This is a genomic window from Acinetobacter sp. MYb191, from assembly GCF_037572605.1.
GTDB classification, from domain to species: domain Bacteria; phylum Pseudomonadota; class Gammaproteobacteria; order Pseudomonadales; family Moraxellaceae; genus Acinetobacter; species Acinetobacter johnsonii.
In genome coordinates this window covers 41,056-55,190 of record NZ_JBBGZP010000018.1, presented here as the reverse complement: position 1 = coordinate 55,190, position 14,135 = coordinate 41,056, and the positions used below count along the sequence as shown (strand labels likewise).

At 43.0% G+C, this 14,135-nt stretch carries 11 protein-coding genes and 2 pseudogenes; 3 read left to right on the top strand and 10 right to left on the bottom strand.

The window, feature by feature from the left end:
* From WH214_RS13000 to WH214_RS12980, 5 genes and pseudogenes are all read right to left on the bottom strand, one after another.
* On the bottom strand, positions 1–773 hold a 773-nt coding region (locus WH214_RS13000; RefSeq protein ID WP_339993515.1), incomplete at its 3' end, for an elongation factor Tu.
* 93 nt (positions 774–866) lie between these two features.
* Positions 867–3,002 (bottom strand): annotated as a pseudogene (gene fusA / locus WH214_RS12995) (elongation factor G).
* Positions 3,003–3,132: 130 nt separating this feature from the next.
* Positions 3,133–3,603, bottom strand: coding sequence for a 30S ribosomal protein S7 (rpsG, locus tag WH214_RS12990; protein WP_004694929.1), 471 nt, complete (start codon positions 3,601–3,603; stop codon positions 3,133–3,135).
* 177 nt (positions 3,604–3,780) lie between these two features.
* On the bottom strand, positions 3,781–4,155 hold the full coding sequence (gene rpsL, locus WH214_RS12985) for a 30S ribosomal protein S12 (RefSeq protein WP_339993513.1): 375 nt from the start codon (positions 4,153–4,155) through the stop codon (positions 3,781–3,783).
* A 153-nt stretch (positions 4,156–4,308) separates the two neighbouring features.
* On the bottom strand, positions 4,309–5,766 hold the full coding sequence (locus tag WH214_RS12980) for an EcsC family protein (RefSeq protein ID WP_339421636.1): 1,458 nt from the start codon (positions 5,764–5,766) through the stop codon (positions 4,309–4,311).
* A 278-nt stretch (positions 5,767–6,044) separates the two neighbouring features.
* On the opposite strand from WH214_RS12980, the gene WH214_RS12975 reads away from it, so the two are divergent.
* Complete coding sequence (locus WH214_RS12975) at positions 6,045–7,274, top strand: beta-ketoacyl synthase N-terminal-like domain-containing protein (RefSeq protein WP_004694933.1); 1,230 nt, start codon at positions 6,045–6,047, stop codon at positions 7,272–7,274.
* A gap of 23 nt (positions 7,275–7,297) precedes the next feature.
* Complete coding sequence (locus tag WH214_RS12970; RefSeq protein ID WP_005011820.1) at positions 7,298–7,750, top strand: CopD family protein; 453 nt, start codon at positions 7,298–7,300, stop codon at positions 7,748–7,750.
* Between the two features lie 127 nt (positions 7,751–7,877).
* On the opposite strand, the pseudogene WH214_RS12965 reads toward WH214_RS12970, so the two are convergent.
* The 5 genes and pseudogenes from WH214_RS12965 to WH214_RS12945 form a co-directional block, all read right to left on the bottom strand.
* Positions 7,878–8,938 (bottom strand): annotated as a pseudogene (locus WH214_RS12965) (acyltransferase family protein).
* Positions 8,939–9,125: 187 nt separating this feature from the next.
* A complete protein-coding gene (locus tag WH214_RS12960; RefSeq protein ID WP_058869021.1) occupies positions 9,126–10,568 on the bottom strand; it encodes an amino acid permease in 1,443 nt (480 codons plus the stop codon).
* A gap of 142 nt (positions 10,569–10,710) precedes the next feature.
* Positions 10,711–11,070 carry a RidA family protein gene (locus WH214_RS12955; RefSeq protein WP_004694941.1) on the bottom strand — a complete coding sequence of 120 codons (360 nt, stop codon included), beginning with the start codon at positions 11,068–11,070 and terminating at the stop codon, positions 10,711–10,713.
* A 37-nt stretch (positions 11,071–11,107) separates the two neighbouring features.
* Positions 11,108–12,205 (bottom strand): alanine racemase, encoded by a 1,098-nt coding sequence (gene alr, locus WH214_RS12950; protein WP_339421637.1) that lies wholly within the window; start codon positions 12,203–12,205, stop codon positions 11,108–11,110.
* A gap of 36 nt (positions 12,206–12,241) precedes the next feature.
* A complete protein-coding gene (locus WH214_RS12945; protein WP_339421638.1) occupies positions 12,242–13,501 on the bottom strand; it encodes a D-amino acid dehydrogenase in 1,260 nt (419 codons plus the stop codon).
* A 137-nt stretch (positions 13,502–13,638) separates the two neighbouring features.
* On the opposite strand from WH214_RS12945, the gene WH214_RS12940 reads away from it, so the two are divergent.
* Positions 13,639–14,103, top strand: a complete 465-nt coding sequence (locus WH214_RS12940; RefSeq protein ID WP_004694947.1) for an Lrp/AsnC ligand binding domain-containing protein — start codon at positions 13,639–13,641, stop codon at positions 14,101–14,103.
* Positions 14,104–14,135: the final 32 nt, after the last annotated feature.

The following is a 14,135-nucleotide window of genomic DNA, read 5'->3' as shown; positions in this document are numbered from 1 at the left end:
ACTGTAGTTACTTGAGTATCACGGATACCAACGATTTCAACTGATTCGCCTACTTTCACAATACCAGTTTCTACACGGCCAGTTACTACTGTACCACGACCAGAAATAGAGAATACGTCTTCGATTGGCATTAAGAATGCTTGGTCGATTGCACGTACTGGCTCTGGAATGTAAGTGTCAAGTGCGTCAACAAGAGCAACAACTGCTTCTTCGCCATACTGACCAGCGTCACCGTTAAGTGCAAGAAGAGCTGAACCACGGATAACTGGAGTGTCATCACCTGGGAAGTCATAAGTAGAAAGAAGTTCACGAACTTCCATTTCTACTAATTCAAGAAGTTCTTCATCATCAACAAGGTCACACTTGTTAAGGAATACAAGAATGTAAGGTACACCAACCTGACGAGAAAGAAGGATGTGTTCACGAGTCTGTGGCATTGGACCATCAGTCGCAGCACATACAAGGATCGCGCCGTCCATCTGAGCAGCACCAGTAATCATGTTTTTAACATAATCGGCGTGGCCCGGGCAGTCTACGTGTGCGTAGTGACGAGTTGGAGAATCGTATTCTACGTGTGAAGTATTAATTGTAATACCACGTGCTTTTTCTTCTGGTGCAGAGTCAATTGCAGCGTAGTCTTTCGCTTCGCCACCGAATTTCTTCGCACATACAGTTGCAATTGCAGCTGTTAAAGTTGTTTTACCATGGTCAACGTGACCGATTGTGCCCACGTTAACGTGTGGCTTATTACGTTCAAACTTAGCCTTAGCCATGAGATCTTCCTTTTTAAACTACTCATGCAGGATCACTGCATGAGCACTTGGTTTTTAACTATGAATTAGTTTGGGCTTATAGTAATCGAAAGATTACTCGTCGTCACCTTTTTTACCGCCAGACTGGAATTTAGAAATGATGCCTTCAGCCACGTTACGTGGAGTTTCAGCATATTTAGCAAATTCCATAGAGTATGTTGCACGGCCTTGAGACATAGAACGCATTTGAGTCGCGTAACCAAACATCTCTGCAAGTGGAACTTCAGCTTTAATTGCTTTAGTACCACCAGGCAAGTCATCCATACCTTGAACCATACCACGACGACGGTTTAAGTCACCCATGATATCGCCCATGTAGTCTTCTGGAGTTTCTACTTCAACTTTCATGATCGGTTCAAGCAAGATCGGATCTGCTTTCATGAAACCGTCACGGAATGCGTAAGAACCTGCCATTTTGAACGATAATTCGTCCGAATCGACATCGTGGTAAGAACCGTCAAACAATGTAGCTTTGATGCCAACAACTGGGTAACCAGCAAGGACACCATTCTTCATACGCTCTTGGATACCTTTATCCACAGCACCGAAGAATTCTTTAGGAACTACACCACCAACAACTTCTTCAACGAATTCGTAATCTTTTTCTGATTCAGGATCCATTGGCTCTAAACGTACGTATACGTGACCAAATTTACCTTTACCACCAGTTTGACGTACGAATTTACCCTCTTGTTCAACTGTCTTCTTGATCGTTTCACGGTAAGAAACCATTGGTTTACCAATGTTTGCTTCAACACCGAATTCACGCTTCATACGGTCAACAATGATGTCAAGGTGAAGTTCACCCATACCAGCAATAATTGTTTGACCTGACTCTTCGTCAGTACGAACGCGGAATGATGGATCTTCCTTAGCCAAACGACCTAAAGCAATTGACATTTTTTCTTGGTCAGCTTTAGTTTTTGGTTCAACAGCCAATGCAATTACTGGCTCTGGGAATTCCATACGCTCAAGTGTGATGACATTTTTCTCATCACAAAGTGTATCACCCGTCGTAACGTCTTTAAGACCTACACACGCAGCGATATCACCCGCACGAATTTCTTCAACGTCTTGACGATCGTTCGCGTGCATTTGCACGATACGGCCGATACGTTCACGTTTAGATTTAACTGGGTTATAAACAGAATCACCTTGTTTAAGTACACCAGAGTAAACACGTACGAAAGTTAAGTTACCTACGAATTTGTCGTTCATGATTTTGAACGCAAGCGCAGAGAACGGAGCTTCGTCAGATGCTTCACGAATCGCTTTAGTTTCAGCTTTGTCGTCAAGAACACCTTCAATCGCTTTAACTTCTGTAGGCGACGGTAAGAATTCAATTACTGCGTCCAACATACGTTGAACACCTTTGTTTTTGAACGCTGTACCACAAAGCATTGGTTGAATTTGACAAGCCAAAGTTTGAACACGTAGACCAGCAACGATATCTTCTTTAGATAGTTCGCCTTCTTCTAGGTATTTGTCCATTAGCTCTTCAGAAGCTTCAGCAGCAGCTTCAACCATGTTTACACGCCATTCTTCAGCAGTAGCTTGAAGTTCAGCTGGGATTTCACCGTATTCGAACTGCATACCTTGTGAAGCTTCATCCCAAATGATCGCTTTCATTTCGATCAAGTCGATTACGCCTTGGAAGTTTTCTTCAGCGCCAACAGGGATTACTACAGGTACAGGAGCTGCACCTAAACGTGTCTTCATTTGTTCAACAACACGGAAGAAGTTTGCACCAGTACGGTCCATCTTGTTCACGAATGCTAAACGAGGCACTTGGTATTTATTCGCTTGACGCCATACAGTTTCAGACTGAGGTTGTACACCACCTACAGCACAGTAAACCATACACGCACCATCAAGAACACGCATAGAACGTTCAACTTCAATTGTGAAGTCAACGTGTCCCGGTGTATCAATTACGTTGATACGGTGTTCAGGGAACTGTTTAGACATACCTGACCAGAATGTAGTCGTAGCAGCAGAAGTAATGGTAATACCACGTTCTTGCTCTTGCTCCATCCAGTCCATTGTTGCTGCACCGTCGTGTTCTTAACCAAATTTTTTTGATAAACCAGTGTATAAAAAAAAAAGTTCTGTAGTTTTGGTTTTACCCGCATCAATGTGCGCAGAAATACCAATGTTACGATAACGAGAAATTGGGGTTTGACGAGCCATGATTTCTTGCATTCCTAAATTTTGTTGTTTAAAACAGGCGCTTTAAGCTGACGAACAGCTTAAAGCGATTCGATGACAGTTTGGCGTAAACCAAGCTGTCACCCTCCTGAATAGGGGCTGTTTTAGTCGCTTAGAAGCGGTAGTGAGAGAATGCTTTGTTGGCTTCAGCCATACGATGCACGTCATCACGTTTTTTAACCGCTGCGCCTTTACCTTCAGCTGCATCAAGCAACTCACCAGCAAGACGTAAAGCCATAGTTTTTTCAGAACGCTTAGCAGCAGCATCTACTAACCAACGCATAGCTAGAGCAGTACGACGGGATGGGCGTACTTCCATAGGTACTTGATAAGTAGCACCACCAACACGGCGTGCTTTTACTTCAACCATAGGACGAACTTTTTCAAGAGTAGTCTCGAAAAATTCAACTGGGTCTACTTTGTTTTTTTCTTGAACGCGGTCTAAAGCACCGTAAACGATACTTTCAGCAATAGATTTTTTACCATCTTGCATTACGTGGTTCATGAATTTAGCGATTGTTTGGCTGCTGAACTTAGGATCCGGAAGGATTTCACGAGCAGCAACTACGCGACGTCTTGGCATTTTAAACTACCTATATATATGACACTTCAGGTTAATCCAGCCGTAGCACAAAGTGTCATGTGCTTTCGCTGGCCTTACTACACGTCGCTTGAATTTCACAAAATTAATGCAGAAATCAGACAAGCGAGACGATAAAGGATTGCAGTTCTAGCGAACTAAGAGGTTAATCTCGAAAGATTATTTCTTAGGACGTTTAGTACCGTATTTAGAACGAGACTGGTTACGATCTTTCACACCAGCACAGTCTAAAGAACCACGAACGGTATGGTAACGTACACCTGGTAAGTCTTTAACACGACCACCACGGATAAGAACAACACTGTGCTCTTGTAGGTTGTGGCCTTCACCACCGATGTAGCTAGAAACTTCAAAGCCAGAAGTTAAACGCACACGGCAAACTTTACGCATTGCTGAGTTAGGTTTTTTAGGTGTAGTTGTGTAAACACGTGTACAAACACCACGACGTTGTGGACAAGCCTTCAACGCAGGAACTTTAGATTTTTCAACTAAAGTCGTACGACCCTTACGGATCAACTTATTTGTTGTTGCCATTTGGCAATTCTCCCTTAAAAAAAAAACCAAAAAAAGACGACTTTTTGAGGGCATGCAATTGTAAGCTAAGACGTAAAAATGGTCAACATTTCAAAATACATGTAATGCTGACCAAATCAGGGCTTTTACAAATTTCTATCTATTTTAAAGGGTTTATTTTTTACTTGGAGCATTTCGTCTTTTTGTAACCTTTTTTTCAGTCGGCTCTACCGCAGGTTTTGCTGCAACTTTTGAAGCCGTAGTAGGTTCATTTGGTACTAAAGAATCATTATTATTCTGTATGGTCTCTTCAACCTCATCCATTGGATATAAATCTGCAAGATCTTCTTCCACGTGTAAGGCTGGTTGCTGCGGTGCGACAGCATCATGGGGTTCAACCATTTGATCTGCGAGCTGTTCCAACCCTTGTTGAACTCGCTCTTCAGTTGCGACAGGCTCTGTGACTTTGTCGGACTTTTTCTGGATTTTAACCTTGGCAATGCTTTGATGACCACTTAACTCTACTTCAGCCCCAAGCTTTAAATTTGGGCCATCGGTATCTGATGTACTGCGCTGTGACAGCAGTCTTGGCGAGGCTTTCACCAAAAGCTCAAGTGAGCGCTCATATGCAGTTAAAGCACTCAGGCTGGTATCTTTTTGTTGGATGATATACTGGCGGGCTTGTGAAAAAACCAGTTGTGCTTTTTGGTGTACATCATCAACAAGGCGCCAACTATAGGCTGCGCTCACCCCTGCACTGGCAATGGGTGTGAGTTTTGCTAGCTTATTCAGTAGTGATAAGTTGGCAATCGACTGCCCCCATTTCAGCTGACCATCGGCATTGGTCAACCATTTCTTTAAGGCTTCAATATCATTACTTGAACCTAAAAGCTGTTGTAACTGAGAGACATCATGGGTTTGCAAGGTACTTGAAATGGCTTTTATCGCCATCAACAAAGTTTGTTTTTCCGCAATCAGCCCAAGATCAATCTGTTTAAAAATAAACTGGACGATGTCTTGATCGGATTCTTTAGTTAAGTCAAAACCATAAGAACGCCCCACTTGGTAAATCATACGTAACGACATCACCAAGGAAGCGGGTACATCTACCGTTGAGCCCACAAAGCCCGTTGCTCCAGTCAGTGCGCCTTGCAAGATAGCAATAATTTTATTTTGTTCGGACAATGCCTGGCTAATCCGTTTTGAACGGTCGACATCTTGGGTCAGCATTTCTAAATCACGCACGCCCGCTTCATCTAAAACGGCATCGACCGAGCTCATACTCGAGCTAAATTGATTGAGCTGGCTAAAAAAATAATCTGCGGCTTTATCGGAAAGTTGTGGCGACACAAAATGTGCCACTCGATTTGCGTTGACATAATGACGTCCTAATAAATGACGTGATACTGTCGGCAGATGGTCTCTTAAGACTTGCTGCGGGTGTTCATAACGCTTATTTTTCGATTTTGTTTTCGTACTCGCACTATCACCAGTTGTAGCATTGGTCAGTGCTGAGGCCGTATCTGGGTTCACTTGGTTTAATATGTTTAAACCTGTATGGCTGAGCTTTTTAGCCACTCCGAAGGCATTTGAAAAGAAACCACTGCGCTGTTTATTGTTTGAATCCGCCATTCCGTACCCCGTACTTTATAATCTTTCATTTCTAGCTAAATACTAGGTGTAGTACGCATTTATCTCAATAAGAATATGTGTCTTTTAGTAAAGTTGAAATGCCCTGCTCCCGATTTTAAGACAAGTCAAATTGGCATAGGATTTGCCATAAGAATTAAAAATTCTTTCTGCTATTATGATCTGCATTGAAAACATAAGAGTTGCAATTGGCTTAGAAATAAATTGTTGATTCATCTTTAAGCGCAACTCTGCAAAACCACCATATAAGGGATCTTTAAATGAAACGTGTAGTAATCACTGGCATGGGTATCAACTCATGTATCGGTAATACTTTGGAAGAAGTTACTCATGCATTACAAAACGGGATTTCTGGGACACGTTTTAACCCAACCTATGCTGAACTTAATTTTAAAAGCCATATCAGTGCTGCTGCTGAACAAGACTTTGATGGTATCGACCGTAAGCTAAAACGCTTTATGGGTGTTTGTGCCATGTATGCATACAATGCTGCGGTTGCTGCGGTTGAAAATGCAGGCTTAACAGCAGAGCAAATTGGTGGCAATCCACGCTATGGTATCGCGGGCGGTTCAGGTGGTGGTTCAACTGCATCTGTAGTTGAAATGAAAGAATTGTTAGACACCAAAGGTGCACGTAAAGTTGGTCCGTTCTTCGTACCACGTAATATGTCGAACACAATTACGGCAAACGTTGGTGTTGCTTTTAAAATGCAAGGTGTTGCACACACCATTACCAGCGCATGCGCAACGTCTGCTGATGCAATTGGTTATGCCTATAACCTGATTCAATTGGGCAAGCAAGACTTAATGCTTGCAGGCGGTGGTGAAGAAGATCACTGGTCTCAAAGCTTGTTGTTTGATGCGATGGGTGCACTGTGCTCAAAATACAATGACACACCAGAAACAGCGTCTCGTCCTTACTCTGCTGACCGCGATGGTTTCGTGATTGCTGGCGGTGGCGGTTTTGTAGTGCTTGAGTCTTTAGAACATGCGCAAGCACGTGGTGCCAATATTTTGGCTGAAGTTGTAGGCTATGCTGCAAACTCTGACGGTGCAGACATGGTTGCGCCATCGGGTGAAGGTGCGACACGTTGTGTACTGATGGCACTTGAAGAAGCAAAACAACACGGCGTAGACAAAATTGACTATGTGAATACGCATGGTACGTCGACGCCTGCTGGTGACATCACTGAATTAAAAGCAATGGAACGTGCATTTGGCGAAGGTCAAGTTCCTCCGCTGAGTTCAACCAAGTCAATGACAGGTCATAGCTTGGGTGCTGCTGGTGTGCAAGAAGCGATCTACTCAGTCCTAATGATGCAAAATGACTTTATTGCACCAAACATCAACGTGACTGAACTGGATGAAGGCGCAAAACCATTTGATATCGTGCTTGAAAAACGTGACGCAAAATTGAATACTGTGATGAGTAACAGTTTCGGTTTTGGCGGCGTAAATGCATGTCTCATTTTCAAAAAATGGGAAGGCTAAGCCGCCCATTTTAGGGTGACTTGATGGATGCTCCTTCTGATGCTTTCTTGTGGGTAAAAGCATTACATATTATTGCCGTGGTGTGTTGGTTCGCTGCATTGTTCTACTTACCACGGCTCTATGTTTACCATGCCATGAGTGATGATGCCGTCAGTCATCAACGTTTCGAGGTTATGGAACGCAAGTTGTACCGTGGCATTATGTGGCCGTCGATGATTGCAACACTGATCACGGCACACTTCTTGGTGGATTGGGGTGATGCAACGCGCCACTACCATGAAGCCCTGTGGTTCTACCTCAAAGTCGGCTTGGTTGGACTGTTGGTGATTTACCATTTTGTTTGCGGTTATTACCGTAAGAAATTGATTGGTCATGCGCACTACAAGTCACACAAGTTCTGGCGCTTCTTTAATGAAATGCCGACCCTCATTTTATTTGCTGTGGTGATTTTAGTCGTGGTTAAACCGACATTTTAAAATCCCACACTTAAAAGGCCCCGATTGATTCGGGGCTTTTTAATGTCTGTAAAAAAATCAACAGTACAACTCAAGATCCACGCTACGAGCGTATCCAAGATTGACGAATCTTCAAATTGAGCGGGGTCTAATAATATTTCTCAATCGCCCAACTCAAAATAAACACCGCGATAAAATAAACAGGCAACAACATCAGCTTTTCAGCCGCTAAAGTTTCTTTTGGGAAATACACCACCTTCATTAAGCCGAGAACAATCAAATGAAACAGATACATTTCATAGCTGCGCTGTCCAATCCAGACCAAACTCCGTGCCGTGGATGAGGTAGGTTTAACTTCGGGTCTTGGGTAAAACACAATATGAGTAACGCCGTAAGTAGCGCAAATGCACTGATGCCCCAAGTACTCACCTCTTTGATGGGTGCATAAAAATATAAAGCAGTCATCAGCAACACTGTCACAGCAACAATTACTTTTGGATTGTAAATAGCAGCTTTAAAATGTTGTGCATACATTGCGGTAAGGCAGCCAATGGCAATTCCATCGAAACTAGAAAAATAATGATACAAATAAGCACCACTTTCCTCACCAAAATGGAGGGCACGAAAATATGGTGCATACGCGATGACAGCGAACAGAAAAACAATAAAGCCTTTACCTCGACCAAGCACTAAATACAGTATAGGAAATGCTAAATAGAAGACCTCTTCAACCGATAAAGACCACAATACGCCCAAGGCATAGTTCACCCAGCCGTATTCAATAATCAATAGATTCATCCAGAAACTCAAAGCTGAAAGAACAGTCACAGCATAGGACACCTCTTTGCCATTGGGCGACTGATTGATAAAGGGTTGCAATCCTAAGCTTCCAAGCACACTGACCATCGCGACCAATAACACCAGACACGGCATGATTCGGGCAATACGACGGATATAAAAATCTTTCAGCTTAATCTGCGCTAAAGAACCACTGCGCTGCAAGGTATGCTGAGTAATCAAAAAACCTGAAATGACAAAAAACATGGTCACACCATAGTTGCCATTTCTTGCAATCAAAGTACTTAAGCTCTCGCCCCCAATTGAGATGCCGAGAAAGGTATCGTGTAATTTATAAGGAATATTGAAATGGTGAATCAGTACCAACAGGATGGACACGCCACGCAGGATGTCTATTTTATAATTACGCATAAATCATTGTTAAAATTTTAAAGTGCCTCATTAAAAGTAAAATCACCTGATTTAGACAGCTTTTATATATAAAATCATACAATTATCTAACACTTAGTTAGAACCCATTAATTCAGCTCAAGTAAAAAGAAAGCCCTACTTATGCAGGGCTTTCTTTCAAACATCACGAGTACAGAATAAATGTTACTTAGTTATCCAATTGCTGCCCTAACAGACGTTTTTTCATACGTGGTTTGTACAGCAGTTGATACGTCACGGCTAAAATAATCACCCATAGTGGACTGATCATGAGTGCACGAAGAGTATCCGCCTCTAAACTCAAAATAATCAACGTAAAGAACAAGAAGATTAAGACCACATAAGACATCCAAACACCGCCCGGCATCTTAAAGGTCGATTTTGCATGAAGCTCAGGACGCAATTTACGGTAGCGGATATAGCACACCATAATAATGCTCCAGATACTGATGAACAGAATCACACACAATGAGCTGGCTAATGTAAAGGCTTCAACCGTGTTTGGTACAAAGTACTGCAGCGCAGCACCTGCCATGATAAAAGCACATGAGAAGAATAAGCCTTTTGCTGGCACCGCACGTTTTGATAGACGCGCTAGGCTCTGTGGTGCTTGCCCTTCTCTTGCCAAACCAAACAGCATCCGTGATGTAGAGAACACACCACTATTCATTGAAGACATCACTGAAGACAGCACAACCAAGTTCATAATGATGGCTGAAGTTGGGATACCTGCATGTAAAAATAGTGAAACGAACGGGCTTTGATCCGCAGGAATTTGATTCCACGGAGTCACCGACATCACTACAAATAATGACAAGACATAGAACAAAATGATACGGGTTGGAATCGCATTCACTGCTTTCGGTAAGTTCTTTTCAGGATCTTTGGTTTCAGCAGCCATGGTTCCAATTAGCTCTACACCGACAAAGGCAAAGAGTGCAATTTGAAAACCGGCCAAGAAGCCATCGGCACCTTTAGGAAACATGCCGCCATGCGACCAGACATTGGTAAAGCTGGAAGCCGTGCCATCCGGTGAGTGAAAATGGCTGAATACCATAAAGCCGCCTATCACGATCAGCCCTAAAATGGCTAAAATTTTGATTAAAGCAAACCAAAATTCAATTTCACCAAAGAGTTTCACAGTCAGCAAATTTAACCCAAGGACAAACAGCACACAGCCGACACTGATTAAAGCCTGCCCCATGGGAGTAAAGGCCATGTCTGGCGGGAGCCAAAAGCCGAGATAGTTAATAATGGCTGCCAAGTCCGCAATACCGACTAAGACCCAACCGAGCCAATAAGACCAACCGATATAGTAACCCGCACCTGGCCCAATCAGATCATGAGCCATGTCGATAAACGACTTATAGTGCAAATTTGACAATAAAATTTCGCCCAATGCACGCATTAGGAAGAAGAACATGGTCCCGATAATCATATAAATGATTAGGATAGAAGGACCAGCAAGAGAGATAGTTTTGCCCGAACCCATGAACAGGCCCGTACCAATCGCGCCACCAATGGCAATCAATTGCAGGTGGCGGTTGGATAATTTCCGTTGTAATTCATGCGATGATGCATTTGCACCGTCAGCTTGTGGGGTAGTCGTCATAATTTAACATCCTGTTAAAGTCCTTTTTTGCGTATAAACCATGTTCATACAGTGCTCGTTATCCTAACGGGCGGCATTTATACGCTCATCAGCACTTCGGTTGAAACCCAAGCGCTGATATACACGGGGAGAGTTTAAAAAATTAGTTTTGTGCAGCAGTTACTGCAATTTCGATCAACCAGTTTGGATTAACCAAATCAGCCTGAATCGTGGCACGTGAAGGCGCTACACAACCATTCATCCAATCAATCCAAATAGCATTGACTGTAGAAAAATCAGAGAGATTTTTGATGTAAAGCTGAGCAGATAACAAACGTGATTTATCTGTATTTGCCAAAGCTAAAAGCTCATCAATTGTTGCTAAAATTTCACGGGTCTGACCTGCGACATCATTGTCGGTATTTTTTGGCACTTGCCCTGACAAATACACCACTTGATTAAACACAGTGACTGCACTCATGACTTCGTTGGTGTTGAATTTTTGAATGTCTGAATGTGACATAGGTCTTTCCTTGTATGAAACTGTATAAAAATAAAATTTAATCTTGGATGAAATTGACACGTGCAGTGACAGCACACATCAGCTCATAGCCAATCGTGCCTGAACCTGCTGCGACTTCATCAATGCTGAGCACAGTGCCCTGTTTCGATGTACCCCACAGCACCACTTCACTGCCGACTTGGGCATTTGGGAGGTGAGATAAATCGACCGCCAACATATCCATGCTGACACGTCCGACTAAGCTACTGCGTTGTCCATCGACTAAAATAGGTGTACCTGTTGCGGTAATCCGTTGATAACCATCGGCATAACCACAAGCCACGATACCCACACGCATGTCGCTTTCAGCAATGAACTTTGAGCCATACCCGACGCTATCGCCTGCTTTTAGCTGCTGAATAGCAATCAGCTCACTACGCAAACTCATGGCTGGTTGCAAGTCCCAGTCTTGAATCGAGTGGCTTGGATAATCTGGAGAGCTGCCATAGAGCATGATGCCGCTACGGATCACATCCGACTGCAACTGCTCATGGCGTAAGATGGCTGCACTGTTACTGACTGAACGTGCACCTGGTAGATCATGCGTAATGGCATCAAATAACTGACATTGATGCTCAATGCCATCACGTCCGAAACGCTCGCCATCGGCATCCGAAAAATGCATCATATGGGTCAAACGTTGAACTTGAGGCAAATTGGAAAGCTGTTGCCACACTTGACGGTACTGTTCAGGACGGAAACCTAAACGGTTCATGCCGCTGTTCATTTTTAAATAGACATCGAACTGTGCCGCCAGCGGAAAACGCGCTAGCCACTCGAGTTGATATTCACTATGAATACTGAAGCTGAGACCCAACTCATGACAGTCGAATAAGTCTTGCTCTGAGAAAATACCTTCGAGTAACAGAACTGGGCCTGTCCAGCCCAAAGCACGGATGCGTTTTGCTTCTGCCAAATCAAGCAGCGCAAAACCATCAGCAGACTTGAACGCTTGATAAACGCGTTCAATCCCATGACCATAGGCATTGGCTTTGACCACCGCATAGACTTGGCTATTCGGCATTTTCGTGCGAGCAACATTTAAATTATGCTGCAGTGATTGACTATGAATCACTGCAGTAATTGGACGTGGCATTTTCTTCTTCCTTGAATCAATATGACCTAAAACGAATTAGGCTGCTGAAGGATAACGTTGAATCGATAGACCTTCAGTACTGATGTCTGGTTGATGATTCATCACCAAGTCACTAATAAGCTTGCCTGAACCACATGCCATGGTCCAACCCAAGGTGCCATGTCCTGTATTCAAGAATAAGTTTTTAAAACGAGTTGCACCAATAATTGGTGTAGAGTCTGGTGTCATTGGACGTAAACCCGTCCAGAAACTTGCTTCAGCTAAATTTCCACCTGGGAATAAGTCTTGAGTCACCATCTCCAAGGTCGCACGGCGGTCTTGGTTTAAACCGTGGTTGAAACCACTCAGTTCAGCCATACCACCCACACGGATACGTTGGTCAAAACGCGTAATGGCAATTTTATAAGTTTCATCAAGCACCGTAGACTGTGGTGCAAATGCAGGATCTACAATTGGAATGGTCAGTGAGTAGCCTTTGACAGGATATACAGGCAAATTCAAATTCAATGGTTTTAAGAAATCACGTGAATAACTACCGAAAGCAAGCACATAACGGTCTGCTGTAAGCACTTGACCATCAACCACTACACCTTTGATTTCATCCCCGTCAACCACTAGTTTTTCAACATTTTGGTTAAATTTAAATTCTACGCCCATGTCTTTCGCAAGATTTGCCAAAGCATTGGTAAATAAGTAACAGTCACCTGTTTCATCATTCGGCAAATGTAAACCACCGACCAGTTTGTCTTTGGCATAGGCTAAAGCTGGCTCAACTTTGGCTAAGTCATCTTTCAATAATAATTCGTAGTCGACGCCACATTCTTTTAACACTTGGATGTCACGTTGTACTGCATCAAGCTGTGCTTCATTACGGAAAACCTGCAAAGTTCCTTTCGCACGGTTTTCATAGTGAATGCCTGTTTCTTTACGCAGTTCACGTAAGCAGTCACGGCTGTATTCAGCAACACGCGTCATACGCTCTTTGTTAATGGCATAGCTTTGTGGATTGCAGTTTTTCAACATTTGCGCCATCCAATTTAACTGCCACATGCTACCATCAATGTTAATCGCTAACGGTGCATGATGTTGGAACATCCACTTTACGGCTTTAAACGGAATACCAGGTGCAGCCCACGGTGTAGAATAACCTGGAGAGATTTGCCCTGCGTTACCAAAGCTAGTTTCTTCAGCAGGACCAGCTTGACGGTCTAAAACCGTAACGCTTGCGCCTTGTTGTGCAAGGTAATACGCACTTGCAACACCGATGACACCACTACCTAAGACAATTACACGCATGACTGATCCCTTACATACACTAGTTTATTTCACTAGTATATTTTTAGGTTAATAGTTTTTTTCACTGTTTTTAACATTATAATCTAGGTAAATCGCCATTTTTGTCGCGCTAAAATTCTAAACATAGGAAATTTATAATGCGTAAATTAGATCGGATTGATCAGCAGATTTTAGACATTTTGCAGCGTGATGGACGAATTGCGATTAGTGAATTGGCCTCTCGCGTTAACCTTTCGACCACGCCGTGTTCGGAACGCGTCAAACGCTTAGAGCGCGATGGTATTATCATGGGTTACTACGCACGCCTCAATCCACAACTGGTCGATCGAAACTTATTGGTGTTTTTAGAAATTAAGCTATCAGCCAAGTCTGGCGATGTGTTTGATCAAGTGGCACGTGACTTGGTCGAAATCCCTGAGGTTTTAGAATGCCATCTGATTTCAGGTGAATTCGATTATTTGGTCAAAGCCCGTTTAAAAGAAATGAGTGCCTACCGACGCCTATTGGGTGATTTACTGAAAAAACTGCCCTCTTCAGCGTCATCACACAGTTATATTGTGATGGAAGAAGTCAAAGAAAGTTTTTATTTGGACATTCGCTAACAGCTTATTAAAAATACGCATTTTAAAAATGC